Origin of the sequence: Caenimonas soli (assembly GCF_013155545.1) — a bacterium.
GTDB lineage: Bacteria > Pseudomonadota > Gammaproteobacteria > Burkholderiales > Burkholderiaceae_C > Ramlibacter > Ramlibacter soli.
In genome coordinates, this window is the sequence record NZ_JABJVV010000004.1 from 304,674 (window position 1) to 326,370 (window position 21,697).

At 66.2% G+C, this 21,697-nt stretch carries 16 protein-coding genes; 12 read left to right on the forward strand and 4 right to left on the reverse strand.

Going from position 1 to position 21,697, the window contains the following annotated elements; all coding sequences use genetic code 11:
• Window positions 1–30: 30 nt before the first annotated feature.
• The 4 genes from HNE04_RS08505 (at window position 31) to HNE04_RS08520 (ending at window position 5,198) form a co-directional block, all read left to right on the forward strand.
• Window positions 31–1,173, forward strand: coding sequence for a diguanylate cyclase domain-containing protein (locus HNE04_RS08505; RefSeq protein ID WP_172218097.1), 1,143 nt, complete (start codon window positions 31–33; stop codon window positions 1,171–1,173).
• Between the two features lie 29 nt (window positions 1,174–1,202).
• Complete coding sequence (gene parC, locus HNE04_RS08510) at window positions 1,203–3,536, forward strand: DNA topoisomerase IV subunit A (RefSeq protein WP_172218098.1); 2,334 nt, start codon at window positions 1,203–1,205, stop codon at window positions 3,534–3,536.
• Window positions 3,537–3,669: 133 nt separating this feature from the next.
• Window positions 3,670–4,206 (forward strand): YegJ family protein, encoded by a 537-nt coding sequence (locus HNE04_RS08515; protein WP_172218099.1) that lies wholly within the window; start codon window positions 3,670–3,672, stop codon window positions 4,204–4,206.
• 110 nt (window positions 4,207–4,316) lie between these two features.
• Window positions 4,317–5,198, forward strand: a complete 882-nt coding sequence (locus HNE04_RS08520; RefSeq protein WP_172218100.1) for an EamA family transporter — start codon at window positions 4,317–4,319, stop codon at window positions 5,196–5,198.
• A 3-nt stretch (window positions 5,199–5,201) separates the two neighbouring features.
• Here the strand turns inward: HNE04_RS08520 and HNE04_RS08525 are convergent, their stop codons facing one another.
• The 3 genes from HNE04_RS08525 to HNE04_RS08535 are packed head-to-tail and all read right to left on the reverse strand — an operon-like array spanning window position 5,202 to window position 9,099.
• Window positions 5,202–5,657 carry a RidA family protein gene (locus HNE04_RS08525; RefSeq protein ID WP_172218101.1) on the reverse strand — a complete coding sequence of 152 codons (456 nt, stop codon included), beginning with the start codon at window positions 5,655–5,657 and terminating at the stop codon, window positions 5,202–5,204.
• A 13-nt stretch (window positions 5,658–5,670) separates the two neighbouring features.
• Window positions 5,671–6,582 (reverse strand): transglutaminase family protein, encoded by a 912-nt coding sequence (locus HNE04_RS08530; RefSeq protein WP_172218102.1) that lies wholly within the window; start codon window positions 6,580–6,582, stop codon window positions 5,671–5,673.
• A 9-nt stretch (window positions 6,583–6,591) separates the two neighbouring features.
• Window positions 6,592–9,099, reverse strand: a complete 2,508-nt coding sequence (locus tag HNE04_RS08535; protein ID WP_172218137.1) for a circularly permuted type 2 ATP-grasp protein — start codon at window positions 9,097–9,099, stop codon at window positions 6,592–6,594.
• 120 nt (window positions 9,100–9,219) lie between these two features.
• Between HNE04_RS08535 and HNE04_RS08540 the strand changes: the two genes are divergently transcribed.
• The 4 genes from HNE04_RS08540 to HNE04_RS08555 all read left to right on the forward strand — a co-directional run bounded on the left by HNE04_RS08540 (window position 9,220) and on the right by HNE04_RS08555 (window position 11,341).
• Window positions 9,220–9,987, forward strand: coding sequence for a S1 family peptidase (locus HNE04_RS08540; protein WP_172218103.1), 768 nt, complete (start codon window positions 9,220–9,222; stop codon window positions 9,985–9,987).
• 126 nt (window positions 9,988–10,113) lie between these two features.
• Window positions 10,114–10,398 carry a hypothetical protein gene (locus tag HNE04_RS08545; protein WP_172218104.1) on the forward strand — a complete coding sequence of 95 codons (285 nt, stop codon included), beginning with the start codon at window positions 10,114–10,116 and terminating at the stop codon, window positions 10,396–10,398.
• A 9-nt stretch (window positions 10,399–10,407) separates the two neighbouring features.
• Entirely contained in the window at window positions 10,408–10,956 is a 549-nt protein-coding gene (locus tag HNE04_RS08550; protein ID WP_172218105.1) for a DUF1439 domain-containing protein, read from the forward strand.
• A gap of 106 nt (window positions 10,957–11,062) precedes the next feature.
• Window positions 11,063–11,341, forward strand: coding sequence for a hypothetical protein (locus tag HNE04_RS08555; protein WP_172218106.1), 279 nt, complete (start codon window positions 11,063–11,065; stop codon window positions 11,339–11,341).
• Window positions 11,342–11,460: 119 nt separating this feature from the next.
• Here HNE04_RS08555 and HNE04_RS08560 read toward each other — a convergent pair whose 3' ends face one another.
• Window positions 11,461–14,967 (reverse strand): transglutaminase family protein, encoded by a 3,507-nt coding sequence (locus HNE04_RS08560; protein WP_172218107.1) that lies wholly within the window; start codon window positions 14,965–14,967, stop codon window positions 11,461–11,463.
• Between the two features lie 110 nt (window positions 14,968–15,077).
• On the opposite strand from HNE04_RS08560, the gene HNE04_RS08565 reads away from it, so the two are divergent.
• From HNE04_RS08565 to HNE04_RS08580, 4 genes are all read left to right on the forward strand, one after another.
• Window positions 15,078–17,495, forward strand: a complete 2,418-nt coding sequence (locus tag HNE04_RS08565) for a DNA internalization-related competence protein ComEC/Rec2 (RefSeq protein WP_172218108.1) — start codon at window positions 15,078–15,080, stop codon at window positions 17,493–17,495.
• A gap of 67 nt (window positions 17,496–17,562) precedes the next feature.
• A complete protein-coding gene (locus tag HNE04_RS08570; RefSeq protein WP_172218109.1) occupies window positions 17,563–19,059 on the forward strand; it encodes a circularly permuted type 2 ATP-grasp protein in 1,497 nt (498 codons plus the stop codon).
• 2 nt (window positions 19,060–19,061) lie between these two features.
• Window positions 19,062–20,021 (forward strand): alpha-E domain-containing protein, encoded by a 960-nt coding sequence (locus HNE04_RS08575; RefSeq protein ID WP_172218110.1) that lies wholly within the window; start codon window positions 19,062–19,064, stop codon window positions 20,019–20,021.
• 8 nt (window positions 20,022–20,029) lie between these two features.
• A complete protein-coding gene (locus HNE04_RS08580) occupies window positions 20,030–21,697 on the forward strand; it encodes a tetratricopeptide repeat protein (RefSeq protein WP_172218111.1) in 1,668 nt (555 codons plus the stop codon).

Here is a 21,697-nt window from a genome sequence, read left to right on the forward strand (position 1 = left end):
CACCGGCCATGCTTTGAGAGGAGCAGGGCGATGACGATGTTGCCGGTCGATCCGGATGAACTGGTCGCACTCGGCGCCTTCGCGGGGGCCCAGGTGCTGGTCGTCTGTTTCAGCGTGATCATCGCGAACGTCTATCGCGAAAGGGCGCTGCTCTTGCACGGCGCCGCCACCATGATGGGCGTGCTGGCGGTGCAGACCGTGGTCGGGGGCCACTCCCTCCTTGCCGAAGCCATCCTGCTCATGGTCCTGGCCGTGGACGGCCTGCAGCTGCGCGAGCTGGTGAAACATGCGGGCGCCTTGCGCCAACCCCGCCGTTGGCTGATGGCCATCAGCCTGGGCCTGTTGCCGGCGCTGGCGCTGGCCGGCTACGTGGCCGGCTGGCACCTGCTGCTGCCCGGCTTGGCCGCATGGAGCGCGGTCGTCATGGTGATCATGCTGCGTGCCTGGCCGCAGGGCCGGCCCTGGGCCGGATGGTTGGTGCCCGGGCAGCTGGCTCTGGTCGCGGGTGTCGGCTGGCAGGGGTGGCACGCCATCGACAAGGCGTCCGACCCGGTCTTGCCGCTGGCGGCCCTGCTGAGTGTGTGGAGCGCGACTGTGTTCCTGGCGACCGCCTGGCGCAACCGGATCTTCGGCGAAACGCGTCTGCGCATGGACGCGCGCAACACCATCGATCCGCTGACGGGGCTGTCCACGCCCCTGATCTTCTACGACCGCGTCGGCGCAGTGCGCAACTTGATCAAGCGTTATGGCCACCCCAGTGTGCTTCTGCTTGCGCACATCGAGAACCTGGATCGCTTGTCGGCCGAGTTCGGGCCCGAAGTGGCCGAGTCGGCGCTGCTGGTCGCGGCCAACCGCATCCGCCAGACATTGCGCGACGGCGACGTTGCCGCGCGCCTGTCGCACTCGCGCATCGCGGTGCTGGCCGAGGGCATGACGCTGGCCGAGGGTTCCGCCAACCTGGCCAGCCGCATCCTGGTCGCCGGCCTCAAGGAGCCGTTGCCCGCCGCGCTCACCGAGTTCCTGCACTTTCGCATCGTGCTCACCGCGATCCCGGTCAACGACATGCCGGCCAAGACGCTGTTGCAGCGGCTGTCCATGAAGCTGGACCAGCAATTGCTCACCCCATCCGACCGCCGCATCCTCACCCTCACGGCCGAGGATTTGCTGGCCTGAAGCGTTAACTTTCCTGCCTTTCGAAATCAATGGACCAAGAACTGATCTCCCTCAACAGTAGCGACGGCGGCGACGACACCGACCTGGATCTGGCCTCGTACGCCCAGCGGGCGTATCTCGAATACGCGCTGAGCGTGGTCAAGGGGCGCGCTTTGCCCGACGTGTGCGACGGGCAGAAACCCGTGCAGCGCCGCATCCTGTATTCCATGTCGCGCATGGGCCTGGGGTACACCGGCGCCGGCGGCGCGCGGCCCGTCAAGAGCGCCCGCGTCGTGGGCGATGTGCTGGGCCGCTTCCATCCGCATGGCGACCAGGCGGCGTACGACGCACTGGTGCGCATGGCGCAGGACTTCTCGCAGCGCTATCCGCTGATCGACGGCCATGGCAACTTCGGCAGCCGCGACGGCGACGGCGCCGCGGCCATGCGATACACCGAAGCGCGGCTGGCGCGCATCACCAACCTGCTGCTCGACGAGATCGACGAAGGCACGGTCGCCTTCATTCCCAACTACGACGGCAGCACGCAGGAGCCGCAGCAGCTGCCCGCGCGCCTGCCGTTCACGCTGCTCAATGGCGCCAGCGGCATCGCCGTGGGCCTGGCCACCGAGATTCCCAGCCACAACCTGCGCGAAGTGGCCGACGCCTGCGTGGCGCTGATCAAGAACAGCAAGCTGCCCGACGACGAGCTGGCCGAACTGCTCCCGGGGCCCGACTATCCAGGCGGCGGCCAGATCATCAGCCCGGCATCGGACATCGCCGAGGCCTACCGCACGGGGCGCGGATCGCTCAAGGTGCGGGCGCGCTGGAAGATCGAGGAACTCGCGCGCGGCCAATGGCAATTGGTCGTCAACGAACTGCCGCCGGGCGTGAGTACGCAGAAGGTGCTGGAAGAAATCGAGGAGCTCACCAACCCCAAGGTCAAGGCCGGCAAGAAGGCGCTGAGCCAGGACCAGGTGCAGCTGAAGCAAACGGTGTTGTCCGTCCTCGACACCGTGCGCGACGAATCGAGCAAGGACGCCGCCGTTCGCCTGGTGTTCGAGCCCAAGACCAGCCGCATCGAGCAGCGCGACCTCATCACCACGCTGCTGGCCCAGACCAGCCTGGAAAGCTCCTCGCCGATCAACCTCACTTCGATCGGGCTGGATGGCCGGCCGGTGCAGAAGTCGCTGCGGCAGATGCTGCTGGAGTGGATCGAGTTCCGCCAGGCCACGATTGAGCGGCGGTCGCGCCATCGCCTGGGCAAGGTCCTCGATCGCATCCACATCCTCGAAGGGCGGCAGCTGGTGCTGCTGAACATCGACGAAGTGATCGCCATCATCCGCAAGAGCGACGAGCCCAAGGCGGCGCTGATCGCGCGTTTCAAGTTGAGCGACCGCCAGGCCGAGGACATCCTGGAAATCCGCCTGCGCCAACTGGCGCGGCTGGAAGCGATCAAGATCGAGCAGGAGCTGAAGGAACTGCGCGAAGACCAGAAGAAGCTGGAAGAGATCCTCGGCAGCCCGGCGGCGCTGCGCAAGCTGATGGTCAAGGAAATCGAGCAGGACGCCAAGCAGTTCGCCGATGCGCGCCGCACGCTGATCCAGACCGAGAAGAAGGCCGTGGCCGAGATCAAGGTGATCGACGAGCCGGTCACCGTCGTCGTTTCGCAAAAAGGCTGGGTGCGGGCGCGCCAGGGCCAGGGGCACGAAGCGGCAAGCTTTGCCTTCAAGGCCGGCGACGGCCTGTACGCGGCTTTCGAGTGCCGCACGGTCGATACCTTGCTGGCCTTCGGCAGCAATGGCCGGGTGTACACGGTGCCGGTTTCCTTGCTGCCCGGCGCTCGCGGCGACGGCCAGCCGGTGACCACCCTGATTGAGCTGGAACCGGGCACGCATCTGCTGCACTACTTCGCCGGCGCCCCGGGCGCCTGGCTGCTTTTGAGCAGCTCGGGCGGCTACGGCTTCCTGGCGACGGTGGAAAACATGATGTCGCGCCTGAAGGCCGGCAAGGCCTTCATCAGCTGCGGCGAAGGTGAAGTCGTATGTCGGCCTTCACCGGCCAACGTGCCGCCACAGACGCCGGCCACGCATGTCGCCTGCGCCTCCACCGGCGGGCGCATCCTCACCTTCGAGATCGGCGAACTCAAGCCGATGTCCAACGGCGGGCGTGGCCTGATGCTGATCGACCTGGAGGCCAAGGACGCGCTGGCGGGCGCCGCGGCCTACACGCGCAGCGTGAAAATCTCCGGCATCGGACGCGGCGGCAAGGAGCGCGACGAGACGCTGGAGATCCGTTCGCTGAACAATGCCAAGGCCGCGCGCGGACGTAAGGGCAAGGCGGCGGACCTGGGCTTCAAACCGACTTCTATCGAGCGGGTGGAGTAGCCGCTGTTGTCATGCCTGCCGGTCGGGCTGGACTGACGAGCATGTGGATGGCGGTATCGCTTGCTCTACAGATTGCATCGCGCTGGGTTTGGCGGCACACTGCAAAGGTTTCAAGCGACCGGTGGTGAAGGCGATGAGGCCCAGCATTTCAGTCAACACGGACGCGTTACCGGCAGGCCTCGCCTGCCTGCTCTGCCTGCTAGCACTTCTGGCTCCTGCAGGCGCTCAAACCATCACCGAGCGCGCCGAGCGCGACGAAATCTCGATCATGCCCAGCGAAGACCCTGCAATGCGAAGAGCGTTCGAGCAGGCGAGGGGCACGTTGGATTGGTTTCTTGCGCGCGCTTCCTCTCCGCCCGCGGGAACAACGGGCTATGCACTAAAGGTTGCCGTATCGGATGGACGGGGCACCGAGTATTTCTGGGTCAATCGGTTTGTGGCCGACGGCAACCGATTCACAGGGTATCTCGGGAATGAACCAAGACTGGTTAAGAAGTACAAGTTCGACGAACAGTTCGCATTCGACCGCGAGCAGATCGTCGACTGGATCTACATTGACACGAACTCGCGTCGCATGCGTGGCAACTACACTGCATGCGCCCTCCTCACGAAGGAACCCGCTGCGCAAGCGGAGGCCTTCAAGCAAAGGTATGGCCTCTCATGCGAGTGAAGGAGGAGTGCGACGGAAGTGATGGCGTGGAGTGATTCTTGCCGCGCGGGCATCAATCTGTAGGCGTTCTTTCATGAAAGCAGGCGCGGCGGGCATGAGACGATAAGCCCATGCCCGTCATTCATCTGATGCTGGCCCTGGCCGTGGTGTTCATCTGGGGCACCAACTTCGTGGTCATCAAATGGGGTCTGGCCGAATTCGATCCGTTCCTGTTCGCCGCGCTTCGCTTCGCGCTGTGCATCGTCCCCTGGATCTTCTTCATCCCACGTCCCGCCGTGGCGTGGTCACGGCTCGCCTGGTTCGGAGTGCTGCTGGGCGCGGGCCAGTTCGGCCTGTTGTTCATGGCTATGCGGGCGGACGTGACGCCGGGCCTGGCCTCGCTGGTGATGCAGTCGCAGGTGTTCTTCACCATCGGCCTGTCGATGGCCCTGCAGGGCGAACGGGTCACAGGGCCGCAGTACCTGGCGCTGGCGCTCGCCGTCGCCGGCATCTCGGTGATCGGCTGGCAAAGCCTGGGCAGCGGTCAAGCCTCGGTCACGCCGCTGGGCCTGGTGCTGCTGCTGTGCGCCGCCGCTTGCTGGGCGATAGCCAACCTGGTCGCGCGCCGCGCCGGCAAGGTGAACGCGCTGGCGTTCATCGTCTGGAGCAGCCCGTTCTCGCTGCCGCCGCTCATGTTGCTGGCCCTGTACTTTCATGGCTGGCCCGCCATGGCCGATTCGCTGGCCCATGCCAGCATCAGCGGCTGGGCGTCCGCCTTGTGGCAGGCGCTGGGCAATACCCTGTTCGGCTTCGCGATGTGGAACTGGTTGCTGGCGCGCTACCCGGCGGCCACGGTGGCGCCCATGGCCTTGCTGGTGCCGGTGTTCGGCATGAGCGCTTCCGCGTGGCTGCTGGGTGAGCCCTTGCAGGCGTGGAAGCTGGCTGCCGCGGCGCTGGTGATCGCCGGGCTGGCCCTCAACTTCTATGCGAGCCAGCGCCCGGCCCGGGCCTGACGATCAGCCGATCTCGGCCACCATATCGATCTCGACGCAGGCGCCTGTCGGGATCTGCGCCACGCCGAAGGCGGCGCGGGCATGCTGGCCCTTCTCGCCGAAGACCTGCCCGAACAATTCGCTGGCGCCATTGGTGACCAGGTGATGCTCGGTGAACTCGTTGGTGGAGTTGACCAGGCTGACCAGCTTGACAATGCGCGTGACTTTGTTGAGGTCGCCCACGGCCGCATGCAACGTGCCCATCAGGTCGACGGCGACGGCGCGTGCGGCCAATTTGCCTTCGTCGGTCGTCATGTTCTTGCCGAGCTGGCCGACCCAGGACTTGCCGTCCTTCTTGGCGATGTGCCCCGAGAGGAACACCAGGTTGCCGGTGCGCACGAAGGGCACATAGGCGGCGGCGGGCGTTGCCACCGGCGGAAGGGTGATGGCGAGTTCTTTCAGCTTGTCGTAGACGCTCATGAGGCCTCCTAAATCAGGCGATTGTAGGAGGCGCTGACGCCGGATCGACCGGGGTCACGGTGACAGCCACGTGCAGCTTGTGGTTGGCGCCGCCATGCAGCACCCCGCGCACGGGCGACACGTCGGAGTAGTCGCGGCCGGTGGCCAGGGTCACGTAGTCTTCGCCCGGCGCGCGGTTGTTCGTCGGATCCAGGTCGGCCCAGCTGCCGGCAGCTGCTGCCGTGCCGGGCAGATACAGCGACACCCAGGCGTGCGAGGCATCACTGCCGACCAGCCGTGGCTTGCCCGGGGGCGGTTCGGTAAGCAGGTAGCCGCTAACGTAGCGAGCCGGCAGGCCCAGGCTGCGCAGGCAGGCCAGCATGATGTGGGCGAAGTCCTGGCACACGCCCTTGCGCATCTGCAGCGCTTCCAGGGCGGGAGTGCTGACGTCGGTCGCTTCGGTTTCGTATTCGAAGTCGGCGAAGATGCGCTCCATCAGCTCGTTGGCGGCTGCTAGCAAGGGCCGGCCGGGCGTGAAGCTGGGCCGCGCGTAAGCCAAAAAATCCTGGTGCCGCGGTACATAGGGCGAAGCGAAAACGAACTCGGCCGCAGGGTCGTAGGCAGCGCCGCGGTGGTAGCGCAGGCGCTCCCGCACTTCCTCCCAGGGCATGTCGCTTTGCGGCACGCGTGGCGCCGAGGTGGACACCAGGCTCTGCGCCATCACCTTGAGTTTCGGGTGCGTGGTCTCCAGGCTGAAGAACGCCCGGGTGTTGCCATAGATGTCGATCGCCTCGCTCTGCTGAGCGGGCGCCGGACTGATGGTCAACTGGTGGCTGAGCAAGCGTTGCTGCCCATTGTGGGCCGGCTTCAGATGCGCCATGTGCTGCGCCGTCTTCACCACCGGCGAATAGGCGTAGCGGGTTTCGTGGACGACGTGCAGCAGCATGGTAGGGAACTATGCGCCGACGCTGTGCCGCGCGTCGCCCGAATGCGTGAAGTAGCGCGCACCCAGGTCGTCCGACAGCTTGTACGCCGCATCGGTGCATTTCTGCAGCAGGTCCAGCAGCGTCGTGTAGCGGCCATCGGCATCGCGCTCGCACATGGCTTCCAGCGACCACTGCTGCGGGTCTGGCACGGTCAACGCGATATCGGGCACTTCGCCGGGCGCGCTGCCCGCAAGTTTTGCCAGCCGCCCGCGCAGCGTCTGCGCCACCCAGCCCAGCGAACGCGGGTTGTCGCGGTCCAGGACCAGGAGATCGAGCAGGGCGGGGATATCGTGGCGTTGCTGGTACTGGGCGTGAAAGGTGATGGTGCTGTCGAAGAGCGCCACCACGGCTTCGAAGCCGCCCTCGTCCAGCCAGGCGTCGGTTTCAACGGCCCAGCCCAGCGCCGACGCCAGGAAGCCCAGCCGCTCCAGGTGCCGGCCGCTGGACAGCAGCCGCCAGCCGTCGTCGCGCGTCATTCGATCGGTCTGCGCGCCCGTCATCGCGGCAGTGTGGCCGGACAGGATCTCGAGCACCCGCAACGCCTCGACCGATGAGTAGTCGCCGTCCTCGGTGAGGATGAGGCAGCCGCGCATGAATTCCTGTTCGGCGCGCACGATCACGTTCCACTGCTCCTGCGACAAGCGTTCGCGCACGGCCGAGGCGGAGCTGCGAAGTGCGGCGAGGTTGTAGCCCACGCTGGTCGCGTCCTCGGTATCGGCTAGCCCGCCGATCAGCGACCGCTCGAACACCCGACGCGCCTGGGTGGCGGGCGGCACGGCCGGCAGCACCAGGGCGTTGTCGGCAGCCATCTCGCTCAACCAGGCCAGCAGCGGCTGTGAGGACTGGTCCTCACCATTGAGGCTTTCCAGGGTCAGCCGGGCCAGCCGCGTGGTGTTCTCGGTGCGCTCGGTGTAGCGGCCCAGCCAGAACAGGTTTTCCGCCGCGCGGCTGGTGGCGCTGCGGCTGCGATGGGAAATCGCCACGGCCGGCTGGTCATAGTGCAGCAGGCTGGTGGCATCGACTTCGCCGTCGGTCAGCACCCAGGTGTCGGCGCTGCTGCCGCCGCGCTGCATGGAGGCGATCTCCAGTTCGGCGCCGGCAATGCGTGTCAGGCCACCGGGCAGCACCCGCCACGACTGCACGCCGTCGGACACCGCGAACACGCGCAACATGAGCGAGCGCGGCATGATGCGGTCGCCCTCCATCCCGGACTTCCAGGTGGGCATCTGCGACAGCGGCAGATAGGCCTGCACCGTGTGCTCCTCGGCTTCGCGCACGATGCGGCCGGCCCATTCGTCGAGTTCGCGGCGCGACAGCGATTTGCCGAGCACGGCGCCGGCGCCCGCACCGCCGTAGGTGGACTTGATCACGCTGGTGGGCAATTGCGGCAGCACTGCTTCCAGCGCGGCGCGCTCGCCGCACCACCAGGTGGCGAGCGACGGCAGCCTGAGCTCCTCGCCCAGCAGGTGGCGCGACAGCGCGGGCAGGAAGCCCAGGAGAGCGGTGGATTCCAGGAATGCCGACCCGGGCGCGTTGGCGACCAGCACATTGCCGGCGCGTATGGCCTGCAGCAGGCCCGGCACACCCAGCCGCGAATCCGAGCGCAGTTCCAGCGGATCGAGGAACTCGTCGTCCAGGCGCTTCAGGATGCCGTGCACCGGCTCCAGGCCTTGCAAGGTCTTGAGGTACAGGCGTTGGTCGCGCACCGTGAGGTCGCTGCCTTCGACCAGCGCCAGGCCGAGGTAACGCGCCAGGTAGGCGTGCTCGAAATAGGTTTCGTTGTAGGGCCCGGGCGTGAGCAGGACGATGCGCGGCTCGCCGTTCGCCGGGCACATCGCGCGCATTCCTTCGACGAGGGCGCGGTAGGTGGCGGCCAGGCGCTGCACCTTCAGGTCACGGAAGGCCTCGGGGAACAGCCGCGAGATGATGAGCCGGTTCTCGAGCAGGTAACCCAGGCCGGAAGGCGCCTGGGTGCGCTGCGACACGACCCACCAGTTGCCATCGGGATCGCGTGCCATGTCGAAAGCCGCGATGTGCAGGTGGTTGCCGCCGGCGGGCTTGACGCCATGCATGGGGCGCAGATAGCCGGGGTGGCCTTGCACCAGCGCGGGCGGCAGCAGATTCTTGGCCAGCAGCTGCTGCGGGCCATACACGTCGGCCATGATGCGATCCAGCAGCTTCACCCGTTGCAGCACGCCGGCCTCGATCTGCTGCCAGCTTTGGGGCGTAATGATCAGCGGGAACAGGTCCAGCGACCAGGGCCGCTGCGGGCCGTTGGCATCGGCATAGACGTTGTAGGTGATGCCGTTGTCGCGCACCTGCCGTTGCAGGTTCACGGTGCGGCGGTGGAGATCGCTGAAGCCTTCGTGCCCGAGATTCTCGAAGAACTGCGCCCAGGGACCGGCGGGCGCGGACTGGGCTGCGGACTTTCCGCCCCGCAGCTCGTCGAAATGGCCGGCGGCAGCGGGCGGCGCCATCGCAGCCGCGAGCGCCGTCGGCGTTTCCTGGGCATCGGCCCCGAAAAGCGAATCAACCGTGTCTGAGTGTTTGTCCACGTGACGGTATTGTCACACTTCGACGCTGGCGCACAATGGGTCATGCCAGAGAAAGAAATTCCAATTCCGCCTACTGAACCACTGCTGCTGGCAGCAGCGCGGGTGATCACCTTCGAGGGGCAACGGCTGCTGACCAACGCCAGCGGTTTTTTCTTCGAGCGCGGCGAACGCCTGTTCCTGGTGACCAGCCGTCACGTGATGATCGACGAGCCCAGCAAGCATTTCCCCGATCGCATCGAGATCGAAATGCACATCGACCCGACCAACATGGCTGTGTCCACGGGATTTTCCATGCCGCTCTATCAGGACGGCAAGAGCGTATGGCGCCAGGGCAGCGACACCGGCGGCGAGATCGACGTGGCGGTGTTAGAGATCCAGCGAGACGCATTGCCCAAGACGGCGGTGTACCGCGCTTTCACGCCCGAGCACCTGCATGATTCGCGCGAACCGGTGGAACTCGCCGCCTCGATGCTGGTGGTGGGCTTTCCGCTGGGGTTTCATGACGCACTGCACCATCTGCCAGTGGTGCGCCATGCGGTAAACGCTTCTTCGTTCGGCCTGCGCTTCCAGGGCAAGGGCTACTTCCTCACCGATGCGCGTACGCATCGGGGCACCAGCGGCGCGCCCGTGGTCATGAGGGCGCGCAGCCGGCAGGCGGCTTTGGGCGACCTCCCCTGGATGCTGCTGGGGGTTCATTCGTCCCGCCTCGACGTGGGAACGCGCGACCTGGCCCTTGATGAGGCGCTGGGCCTGAACTGCGCCTGGTATGCCGACATCCTGCTTACGTTGACCGCAGATAAAAGGCCGTAACAAATCGACGCGGGGGGCCGCAGAGCGGCCTGGTGGGGCTATTCTTGAAGCGCGATGTCGGTTGCCCACGCTCCCCTTCTCACGGCCGTAGCCTTCCAGCTTTCGGCCGCACTGGAGAATTATCAAATGCATGTCGATGACCTGGTGAATCCCTGGTCGCAGACTGCGCAGTACGACCTGGTGGGCAAGGTCTTCGACGAAGTCCGGATGCTCAAAGGCGCGCTGCCCGACCTGTCCGGGGACATGGTCGAGGTGGTGATCTGCCACGTCGAGTTGATGAAAGCGCTGTGGCTGGCCAACACTACGCCGCCCGAACGCGATGCTGCCGAGGTGGACGAGTTGCGCGAGAAGCATCGCGAGGCGGTGGAGACCATGCGCGAACACTGCGTTCGCGTGTTCTCCCGCCGCTAGACTGCGTCGATGAAACGCCGAATCGTCGTGATTGGTCTGTGCCTGGTGCTGGGCATGTCGCATGCCGCCGGCCAACCCCAGTACAAGGTTTCGGCCGAACAACTGCAGCAGGCCATCGGCCAACGCTTTCCGGTGAGGCACAAGGTCGAGGGCTTGCTCAATTTCGACGTGCAGGAGCCGCGCCTGCGCTTGTTGCCTGAACAAAACCGCATCGCGAGCGAAATGCTGGTGGACGTCGCCGGCCCGGCTCTGCGGCGCAGCTACACGGGCGCATTGGAACTCGATTTCGAATTGCGCTACGAGCCCGCCGACCAGTCGATCCGAGCCTATCGCCTGCAGGTGCACTCGTTGCGCCTGTCGGGCCTGCCGCCGCGCACCGCAGAGATGCTCGAGGCTTATGGCCCCAGGCTCGCAGAGCAATCCCTGCGCGAGGTGGTCTTGCATCGCCTGCGTCCGAAAGACCTGGCGTTGGCCGACACCATGGGGCTTCAGCCTTCAACGATCACGGTCACGTCACAAGGCTTGGTTGTCGGTTTCGAAACGAAACAAGCCCGCTAGCCGCTGCGGCCATGCCGCACAGCGATTTGGGTCGGGTTCCTACACCTGCGCTGAGCGGCAGGCGTCGAAAATTACAACCTCTGATGAACATCAAAGGGAGCATCAAATGCTGAAGACCACTATTGCCGCGGCCATCGTTTCCATCTGCGCGGCGGGCCTCTACGGTTGCGACGTGAAGAAGACGCAAGAGGGCAACGTCACCGTGCCCAAGTACGATGTCGAGAAAAAACAATCCGGCGACGTGACGCTGCCGAAGTACGACGTGACCACGCCCGACGTGAAGGTCGGCACCGCAGAAAAGACGGTGACCGTGCCCACTGTCAAGACCGAAGAGAAAAAAATAGAAGTACCGACCGTCACCGTGACGCCTGCGGAGAAGAAGTAAGCGCATTGCCCGTTTGGCGGGCATGCCCCATCCGGAGCGCATGAACGCTAGCTCGCGCCAAGGCCTGCACCACTAACCAACAGGGTTGTCCACAGCCGCGGTGGATAACCACCGCGTGCTCAGGCCTTGCGCAAATCCAGCGTGAACGGGAATTCACGGCTGCCCGCGACGTTAATCGTTGCAGGCGGTACGTGAATTGACCCCGGCGTGTGCCCCATCCTGAAAAAACGTGATAGGCGACGGCTCTCGGCCTCGTACGAATTAACCGGGAAGGTGTCGTAGTTGCGGCCGCCCGGATGCGCCACGTGGTATTGGCAGCCGCCCAGCGAACGGCCCATCCAGGTATCGACGATGTCGAATACCAGGGGCACATGCACGCCTATGGTGGGATGCAAGGCCGAGGGCGGGGCCCAGGCCTTGTAGCGCACACCCGACACGAACTCGCCCGTAGTCCCGCTGGGTTGCATCGGCATTGCCTTGCCATTCACCGTGACCGCGTATCGGCTCTGGTTCATGCCGGTCACTCGCACCTCGATGCGTTCCAGCGACGAGTCGACGTAGCGCACCGTGCCGCCGGCCGAACCTTCCTCGCCCATCACGTGCCAGGGTTCGAGCGCGTTGCGCAGCGTCAGCTCGATGCCGCTGGACTGCACCTGCCCGACCAGCGGGAAGCGGAACTCGAAGTGCGGAGCGAACCACGAGGCATCGAACGCGTAACCGGCTTCGCGCATGTCCGCCAGCACGTCGTTCAGGTCCAACTGCACGAAGGTGGGCAAGAGGAAGCGGTCGTGCAGCTCCGTACCCCAGCGAGTCAAGGGCGCGCGATAAGGCTGCTTCCAGAAGCGCGCGACCAGCGCGCGAATCAACAGCTGCTGCGCGATGCTCATGCGCGCGTGCGGCGGCATCTCGAAGGACCGCAGTTCGAGCAGGCCCAGCCGCCCCGTGCTGGTGTCGGGCGAGTAGAGCTTGTCGATGCAGAACTCGCTGCGATGGGTGTTGCCCGTGACGTCGACCAGGATGTTGCGCAGCGTGCGGTCCACGATCCAGGGCGGCATGTCCTCACCGTGGATTTCGCGGTTGCCCTGGATTTCGCGCATCGCGATTTCCAGTTCGTACAGCTGGTCGTTGCGCGCCTCGTCGACTCGCGGTGCCTGGCTGGTCGGCCCGATGAACATGCCCGAGAAGAGGTAGCTCAGGGAAGGATGGTTGTGCCAGTACAGCAGCAGGCTGGCCAGCAGCTCGGGCTTGCGCAGGAACGGCGAATCCGCCGGCGTTGCGCCACCCATCACGAAATGGTTGCCGCCTCCCGTGCCGGTGTGGCGCCCGTCGGTCATGAACTTCTCGGCCGACAAGCGCGTCTCGAACGCCGCCTGGTACAGGAACTCGGTGTGCTGCACCAGTTCGCCCCAGCTGTGGGCGGGATGGATGTTGACTTCGATCACGCCCGGGTCCGGCGTGACCTGCAATAGTTTGAGTCGATGGTCGCGCGGTGGAGCGTAGCCCTCGAGCACGATCTTCACGCCCAGTTCCTGGGCGGTGGCTTCCACCGCGGCGAGCAGGTCGAGATAGTCCTCCATGCGCGCCAGCGGCGGCATGAAGACATAAAGCAGGCTGGTCTTGGCGCCCGTTTGCTCGGCCTTGGGTCCACTGGCCCGCCGCGGGTCGCGCGCTTCCACGCACAGAGCCGTGCGCGTGAGGCCCTTGGCCGACTTGTGGCGGGCGGGTGGCGCTGGCGCGGCGACCGGCTCGCCCGGCACGGCCTGGCCAGCGGCCGCGGGCTTGTACCCGATGTCAACCTGTACCAGGCCGTCCTGCGCAACGCGCGGTGCTTCGCCTTGCCGAGTGACGCCGGCCAGATAGGGCAGGGAAGTACGCCGCTGGTCGGCGGCAGCGCGCTCCGCGTAGCGTTCCTCCAGTTCGGCGCTGGCGGGCAGGGCCCCGCGCGGCGCCATCGGATCTTTCTCGATGAGGTAGTCCTGGTCCGCTGTGCTGGCCCACGGTAAGGCATCCAGCGGCAGCCGCAGACCCATGGGCGAATCGCCGGGGATCAGGTACATGCGCTCGTCGCGCAGGAACCAGGGATTGGTGGCCCAGGCCGGCCCGCTGGCGTCGTCTTCGTCGCGGGCCTGCAGCGGAAGCACGTAGCCGACCACGGCATCGAGCTTCTGCTCGAACACGCGGCGCAGGCGCATGCGCTCCATTTCGTCGTCCAGGCGCGAGTCGAACGGGTCCACGTTCACCGGCAGGCGGCGCTCGCGCCACAGGTAGTAGAGGGTGTCTTCGTAGCCCGGCTTGATGTGCTGGCCAGTGAGGCCGAGGCGGCCCGCCAGCGTGGTGATGAAACGCTCGGCGTCCTTGCTCGTGTAGTTCGCCGGCTGGCGTTCATCGGCGAACAGCGCGGGATTCTTCCAGGCCGGCTGGCCATCGGCACGCCAGTAGATCGACAAGGCCCAGCGCGGCAGCTGTTCGCCGGGGTACCACTTGCCCTGGCCGAAGTGCAGGAAGCCGCCCTGGCCGTATTCGTCGCGCAGCTTGTGCACCAGGTCGATCGCGAAGCGGCGCTTGGTGGGGCCCATCGCGTCGGTGTTCCACTCCGGTGCATCGCGGTTTTCCACGGCCACGAAGGTGGGCTCGCCGCCCATGGTCAGCCGCACATCGCCGGCTTGCAGTTCGCGGTCCACCGCTTCACCCAGCGCCAGCACCTCTGCCCATTGCTCCTCGGTGTAGGGCTTGGTGACGCGCGGCGACTCGTGGATGCGCGTCACCTGCATGTGATGGCCGAATTCCACCTTGGCGTCGTCGACCACGCCTTCGATCGGCGCCGCGCCGGAGGGCTGCGGGGTGCAGGCCAGGGGGATATGGCCCTCGCCCGCCAGCAGGCCGGAGGTCGGGTCCAGCCCGATCCAGCCGGCGCCGGGTAGGTAGACCTCGCACCAGGCGTGCAGGTCGGTGAAATCGACGGTCGTGCCGCTGGGCCCGTCCAGGGCTTTCACGTCGGGGGTGAGCTGGATCAGATAGCCGGAAACGAAACGCGCGGCCAGGCCGCAATGGCGCAGCATCTGCACCAGCAGCCAGCCCGAGTCGCGGCAGGAGCCGCTGGCGTTCTTGAGCGTCTGCTCGGGCGTTTGTACGCCCGGCTCCATGCGGATCAGGTACTTGATGTCGTGCTGCAGCTTCTGGTTGATTCCCACCAGGAAATCGATGGTCGCCTGCGGCTTGCGATCGACTTTCTCCAGGTAGGTCTGGAGCAAGGGCGTCGCCGGTTCTACGGCGAGATAGGGCGCCAATTCCTGCGCCACCAGCGGCTCGTACTGGAAGGGGAATTTTTCGGCGCTGGGTTCGAGGAAGAAGTCGAACGGGTTGTAGACCGCCATCTGCACAACCAGGTCCACCGTGACCTTGAACTCGGTGGTCTTCTCGGGGAACACCAGTCGCGCCTGGTAATTGGCGAACGGGTCCTGCTGCCAGTTGATGAAGTGCTGGGCCGGCTCGACCCTGAGCGAATACGAGATGATGTTGCTGCGCGAATGCGGGGCGGGGCGCAATCGAACCACCTGGGGGCCCAGCTGCACGGGCCTGTCGTATTTGTAGTGGGTGACGTGGTTCAGTGCGGCATGGATAGACATGCGGGCAATACTAGCAAGACTGGGGCCTGATTGCGGGTTTTGCGCCGTAGTGCGCAAAGGCGCACGCTCCTGTCGGCACCGGGGCCCTATGGCCCGTTGAACGGGCGAACATGCCGAACAACAACGACCAGCGGGCGGGGGGATGGGCGACGCCGGCCCCGCTGGGCGCCGTGCTCGGGCCGGCCCTGCAGCTGCAGCAGCCGGCGCTTTGGGAGGGAGTCGCGTACGCGGCGATGGCCGCGGCCGCGATCGGCTTGCTGCTATGGGCACGCTCCCGGAAGGCGCGCGCGAGGTCACTCATCATTCTCATGGCCCTCGCGCTGCTCGGCTTCGGCCTGACCGGCTTGCGCGCCTCGCGCTTTGCCGCCCAGGGCCTGGACCCGGCGCTGGAAGGGCGCGATGTCACAGTGACCGGTGTCGTCGCCGCGATGCCCCAGCGTAGCGAAACCGGCCTGCGCTTCCGGCTGAAGGTCGAATCGGCAGCTGTGGGCGGATCACCGGTGCGGCTGGTGCCCCAACTCTATCTGGGCTGGTACGGCGGCGCCGTGCCCGATGCCGCCGGACGGATGGAGCTGTTGCGGCAGGCACCGGAACTGCGCGCCGGCGAACGCTGGCAGATGAACGTGCGGCTGAAGGCACCCCACGGCAACAGCAATCCGCATGGCTTCGACTACGAGCTTTGGCTGTGGGAGCAAGGGCTGCAGGCCACGGGCTACGTGCGCGCCGGCCCCAACGACCCGCCGCCCCAGCGGCTGGTGGACACCTGGCGCCATCCGGTGGAGCGGGCCCGCCAGGCCGTGCGCGATGCCGTGTTCGAGCGGGTGGCCGACAGGCGCACGGCCGGGCTGCTGGCGGCGCTGATTGTCGGTGACCAGAACGCCATCGACCGCGCCGACTGGGACATTTTCCGGGCCACCGGCGTGGCCCACCTGATGAGCATCTCCGGCCTGCATGTGACGATGTTCGCCTGGGCCGCCGCCTTGCTGGTGGGCGCGCTGTGGCGGCGCAGCCAGCGCCTGTGCCTGGCGTGGCCCGCGCAGCATGCGGCACTAATCGGCGGTGTGCTGCTGGCAACGGGCTATGCGCTCTTCAGCGGGTGGGGCGTGCCGGCGCAGCGGACCGTCTGGATGCTGGCAGCGGTCGGCCTGCTGCGTCTTTCGGGCCGGCGATGGCCCTGGCCGCAGGTCTGGCTGCTGGCCTGTGCCGTTGTCGTGGCCGTCGATCCCTGGGCGCTGCTGCAACCCGGCTTCTGGCTGAGCTTCGTGGCAGTGGGCGTGCTGTTTGCGACCGACGTCGGGCCGAAGGCGGCTGAGCTTTCCAGCCGCGTCAGGCGCGCCACAGCAAGCGTGGGTGCGATGCTGCGCGAGCAGTGGGTCGTCACGGTGGCGCTGACGCCGCTCACGCTGCTGCTGTTTGGCCAGGTTTCCGTCGTCGGCTTGCTGGCCAATGCCCTGGCCATTCCCTGGGTGACGCTGGTGATCACACCGCTGGCGATGGCCGGTGTGGTCCTCGCGCCCCTGTGGGAACTGGCGGCCTGGGCCATGCGGGCGCTGGAGATGTACCTGCACTGGCTGGCCGCACTCCCATTCGCGACGGTGTCCATGCCCGCGCCGCCCCTATGGGCCGGAGCGGCGGGTGTGCTCGGCGGCTTGCTGATTGCGATGCGGCTGCCCTGGCCGGCCCGCCTACTGGGCCTGCCGCTGCTGGTGCCGGTCCTGCTATGGCAGGCCGACAGGCCGGGCGCCGCGCAATTCGAACTATTGGCGGCCGACATCGGGCAGGGAAACGCCGTGATCATCCGCACGGCCGCCCATACGCTCGTCTACGACAGCGGCCCGCGCTACAGCCCGGAAAGCGATGCCGGCCACCGCGTGCTGGTGCCCTTGCTGCGGGCGCTGGACGAGCGGGTGGACACCTTGATGCTTAGCCACCGCGACAGCGATCACACGGGCGGCGCGGCGGCGGTGCTGGCGATGCAGCCACAGGCCGCGCTGCTAAGTTCGATCGAGGACGGCCACGAGTTGCAGGCCCTGCGGCCGTCGCAGCGCTGTGCTGCCGGGCAGCGCTGGCAATGGGATGGGGTGGATTTCGAGGTGCTGCATCCATCGGCCGGCGACTACCAGGCTAACAACAAATCCAACGCCATGAGCTGCGTGCTGCGCATCTCCAATGGCGTGCACACGGTCCTGTTGGCCGGCGACATCGAACAGGCGCAGGAGGCACGGCTGGCCCAGCAAGGGGCGGCTTTGAAAGCGGACCTTTTGCTGGTGCCCCATCACGGCAGCAAGACGTCGTCCAGCGATGCCTTCCTGGATGCCGTGCGGCCCTCGCTGGCCGTGGTGCAGACGGGTTATCGCAACCGCTTCGGGCATCCGGCCGCTCCGGTCCTGGAGCGCTATCGCCTCAGGGCCATCCCGGTGATCGATTCGCCGCATTGCGGCGCGGCGAGGTGGGACTCGACGCAAGCCTCGCTGGTCACTTGCCAGCGCCAGTTGGCTCCCCGCTACTGGCACCATCGCTTTCCCTGACTCCAACGGGCCATACGCCGCGTTGGAAGGCCCGGAAATTGCTATCCTGTGGCCTGGAGATTCGCCTATGCACAAATTCGATGAGATGTATGCGCAACTGCCCGGCAACGGCCAGTTCCAGTTTCAAGGCCAGTCTCAGGGTGGGCAAAGCCAGTTCCAGGCCCAGGGCGTCCGCGACCACTACAAGGCCTATGCCGAATGGCTGGCGCGCCAGCCCGAGGAAGCCATGCGCGCCCGCCGCGAAGAAGCGGAGATGATTTTCCGGCGCGTGGGCATCACTTTCGCGGTGTACGGCGCCAAGGACGAGGAGGGCGCGGGCACCGAACGCCTGATCCCGTTCGACCTGATTCCGCGCATCATCCCGGCCGGCGAGTGGGCCACCATGGAAAAGGGGCTGGTCCAGCGTGTCACCGCGCTGAACAGGTTCCTGCACGACGTCTATCACGACCAGGACATCATCAAGGCCGGCATCATCCCTGCCGAGCAGATACTGAACAACAGCCAGTTCCGCAAGGAAATGATGGGCGTGTACGTGCCGCATCACATCTACTCGCACGTCGCGGGCGTGGACATCGTGCGCGCGCCCAATGCCCAAGGCGAGGGCGAGTACTACGTGCTCGAGGACAACCTGCGCGTTCCCAGCGGCGTGAGCTACATGCTGGAAGACCGCAAGATGATGATGCGGCTGTTCCCGGACCTGTTCGCCCAGCACCGGGTAGCGCCGGTCGCCCACTACCCCGACTTGCTGCTGGAGACCCTGCGCGCTTCCGCCCAGCCCGGAGCGGCCGATCCGACGGTGGTGGTGCTGACCCCGGGCATGTACAACAGCGCCTACTTCGAGCACGCCTTCCTGGCGCAGCAGATGGGCATCGAGCTGGTCGAGGGGCAGGACATGTTCGTGAAGGACCGCTTCGTCTACATGCGCACCACCCGCGGCCCCAAGCGCGTGGATGTGATCTACCGCCGCGTGGACGACGACTTCCTCGACCCCTCCGTGTTCCGGCCCACTTCGACGCTGGGCTGTGAGGGCCTGGTCGACGCCAACCGCGCGGGCAATGTGAGCATCTGCAATGCCATCGGCACCGGTGTCGCCGACGACAAGTCGATCTATCCGTACGTGCCCAAGATGATCGAGTTCTACCTCGGCGAAAAGCCCATCCTGAAGAACGTGCCCACCTATGTGTGCCGCGAAGCCGACGACCTGAAGTACGTGCTGGCCAATCTGAAAGACCTGGTCGTGAAGGAGGTGCATGGCGCCGGCGGCTACGGCATGCTGGTCGGGCCCGCCGCCACCAAACAGGAGATCGAGGATTTCCGCAAGGCGATCGAAGCCAACCCGAGCGGCTATATCGCCCAGCCCACGCTGTCGCTCTCGAGTTGTCCGACTTTCGTGGACAGCGGCATCGCACCACGCCACATCGACCTGCGGCCCTTCGTGCTGTCCGGCAAGGACGTGCAGATGGTGCCGGGCGGATTGACGCGTGTGGCGCTGAAGGACGGCTCGTTGGTGGTGAATTCGTCCCAGGGTGGTGGCACCAAGGACACCTGGATCCTGGAGGTCTGATCATGCTTTCGCGTACCGCAGACCATTTGTTCTGGATGTCCCGCTACACCGAGCGGGCCGAGAACACCGCGCGCATGCTCGACGTCAACTACCAGACTTCGCTGCTGCCGCAATCCGCCGCCGTCGCCCAGGTGGGCTGGCAGGGGCTGCTGTCGATCAGCGAACTGCTGCCCGCGTATGCCGCCAAGCACGGCGACGTCACGCCCAGGAGCGTGATGGAGTTCATGGTCAAGGACGAGAGCAATCCCTCGTCCATCGTCTCCTGCCTGAAAGCAGCGCGCGAGAACGCGCGCGCCGTGCGCGGCTCGCTCACCACCGAGGCCTGGGAAACGCAGAACCAGACCTGGCTGGAAGTGAACCGCATGCTGCGCAAGGGCGAGTTCGAACGCGACCCGGGCCAGTTCTTCGAATGGGTGAAGTTTCGCTCGCACCTCTCGCGCGGGGTCACCGTGGGCACCATGCTGATGGACGAGGCGCTGCACTTCATGCGCCTGGGCACCTTCCTGGAGCGCGCGGACAATACCGCGCGCCTGGTGGACGTGAAGTTCCACGCGGTGCAGAGCGACTTCTTCGGCGCGGCCAGCGAGAAGGACCAGGAGTACGACTTCTATCACTGGAGCGCCATCCTGCGCAGCGTTTCCGGCTTCGAGATCTACCGCAAGGTGTACCGCGACGTGATCAAGCCCGAGCGCGTGGCCGACCTGCTGATCCTGCGCGCCGACATGCCGCGATCGCTGCACGCCAGCTTGAACGAGGTGGTGAGCAATCTCGCGATGGTGGCCAACGACCAATCGGCCGAAACGCAGCGCCGTGCCGGCAAGCTGCGAGCCGACCTGCAGTACGGCGACATCGACGAGATACTGGCGACCGGGTTGCATGCCTTCCTCACCCAGTTCCTGGACCGCGTCAATGAGCTGGGCGGGCGCATCAGCCGCGACTTCCTGGTGCCGGCCAAGGCTTGACCGCGTCCATGAGTTTCATGGAGCAGGGCGTCGCCCTGTTGGGCGCGGGCCGCTTTCATGAGGCGCTGCAGCAGTTTGCGCAAGGGTTGCGCCAGCAGCCGCTGGCCATCGAGCCGCGCCTCGGCTTGGCGCAGTCCTGCCAAGGCGTAGGCGACGGTTGGACCGCGACGGCCTGGTTGAGCGACGCCTGCCGCGTCGCGCCCCAGCGGCCCGAACTCTGGTGGGAACTGGCCAAGGCGTTGACGATCCAGAAGCGCGAACCGGAGCTCGAAACGCTGCTGGGCGCCGCGCTCGTACTCCACCCCGATCACGCGGGACTGCTTCAGGCGCAAGCCGAGCTTTACCTGCGCAACAAGCGCTACGCAAAGGCCTTGCCGGTCTATACGCAGCTTCGCGGTTTGCATCCGAAGGATCCGGTGACCCTGTTGCATTGCGGCTTCTGCCTGGAGCAACTGGGCGAAGCCCACGACGCCGCTGTTCTCTACCGCGAGGCGCTCGCGCAGCATGCGGATTTTCTCGAGGCCCATGTCGATCTGGCGGGCGTGCTGTGGCGGCTGGGGGACTTCGACGGCGCGCTGGCCCATGCGAAGAGGGCCGTCGAACTGGGGCCGCAACACCCTTACGCCGTGCGTGTGCTCGGCATGGCCCTGCTGAATCTGAATCGGGTGGAGGAGGCCAAACAGCAGTTGCGGCGCGCACTGGAACTGCAGCCAGGCTTTGCCCTCGCCGAGATAGATCTGGCCTTCGGGCTGTTGCTCGAGGGAAGGCTGCAAGAAGGCTGGGCCATGTATGCCCGCCGCTGGCGCGACACGGATCGCATGCGCCGGCCTTCGTTTTTCGACGCACAGCTCGAATGGCAGGGCCCTCGTGTGCAGCCGCTCCAGGGCAAGCGAATCGGCGTCTACGCCGAACAGGGCCTGGGCGACGTGATCCAGTTCATCCGCTATGTGCCCTTGATGCAGGCGGACGGCGCGAGCGTGTTTGGCGTCATTCCGCCCGACCTGGTGCCGCTGCTGGAGCACAGCATCCCCGGACTGCAGTGCCTCAGGCCCGATACCCGGTTCGAGGTTGACTACCACGTGGCCTTGCTCGACTTGCCGATGCACTACGGCACTACGCTGGAGAATATTCCAGCGAATTTGCCCTACTTGCGAGCGCAAGAAGACAAGGCGAGCGTATGGCGGGAACGTTTGTCGGCATGGGACGGCAAGCTGAAGGTGGGAATTGCCTGGGCCGGGTCCGGCCAGCAGGTGAACAACGGCAACCGCTCCGTGTACTTGAGCGAGCTGGCGCCGCTGATGCATATGCCCGGCGTGCAGTGCTTCAGCCTGCAGAAGGGCGACGGTGGGCCCATGACCGATGCGCAACCCGGCCCGGAGCAACTGGCAGACCTGACCGCTCACTGGAACGACTTCACCGACAGCGCCGCGATGTTGCAGAACCTGGACTTGGTCATCACCGTCGACACGGCCGTAGCGCATTTGGCGGGCGCCATGGGAAGGCCGGTGTGGGTGATGCTGGCGCCGAATGCCGACTGGCGCTGGCTGCTGGATCGCGCGGATTCCCCTTGGTATCCCGGCATGCGGTTGTTCAGGCGGGGGTTTGGGGAGGCGAGGGCCGCGCAGGTCGGGCGGGTGGCGGCGGCGTTGCAGGCGCGATGGGGCAAGGGTCGCTAA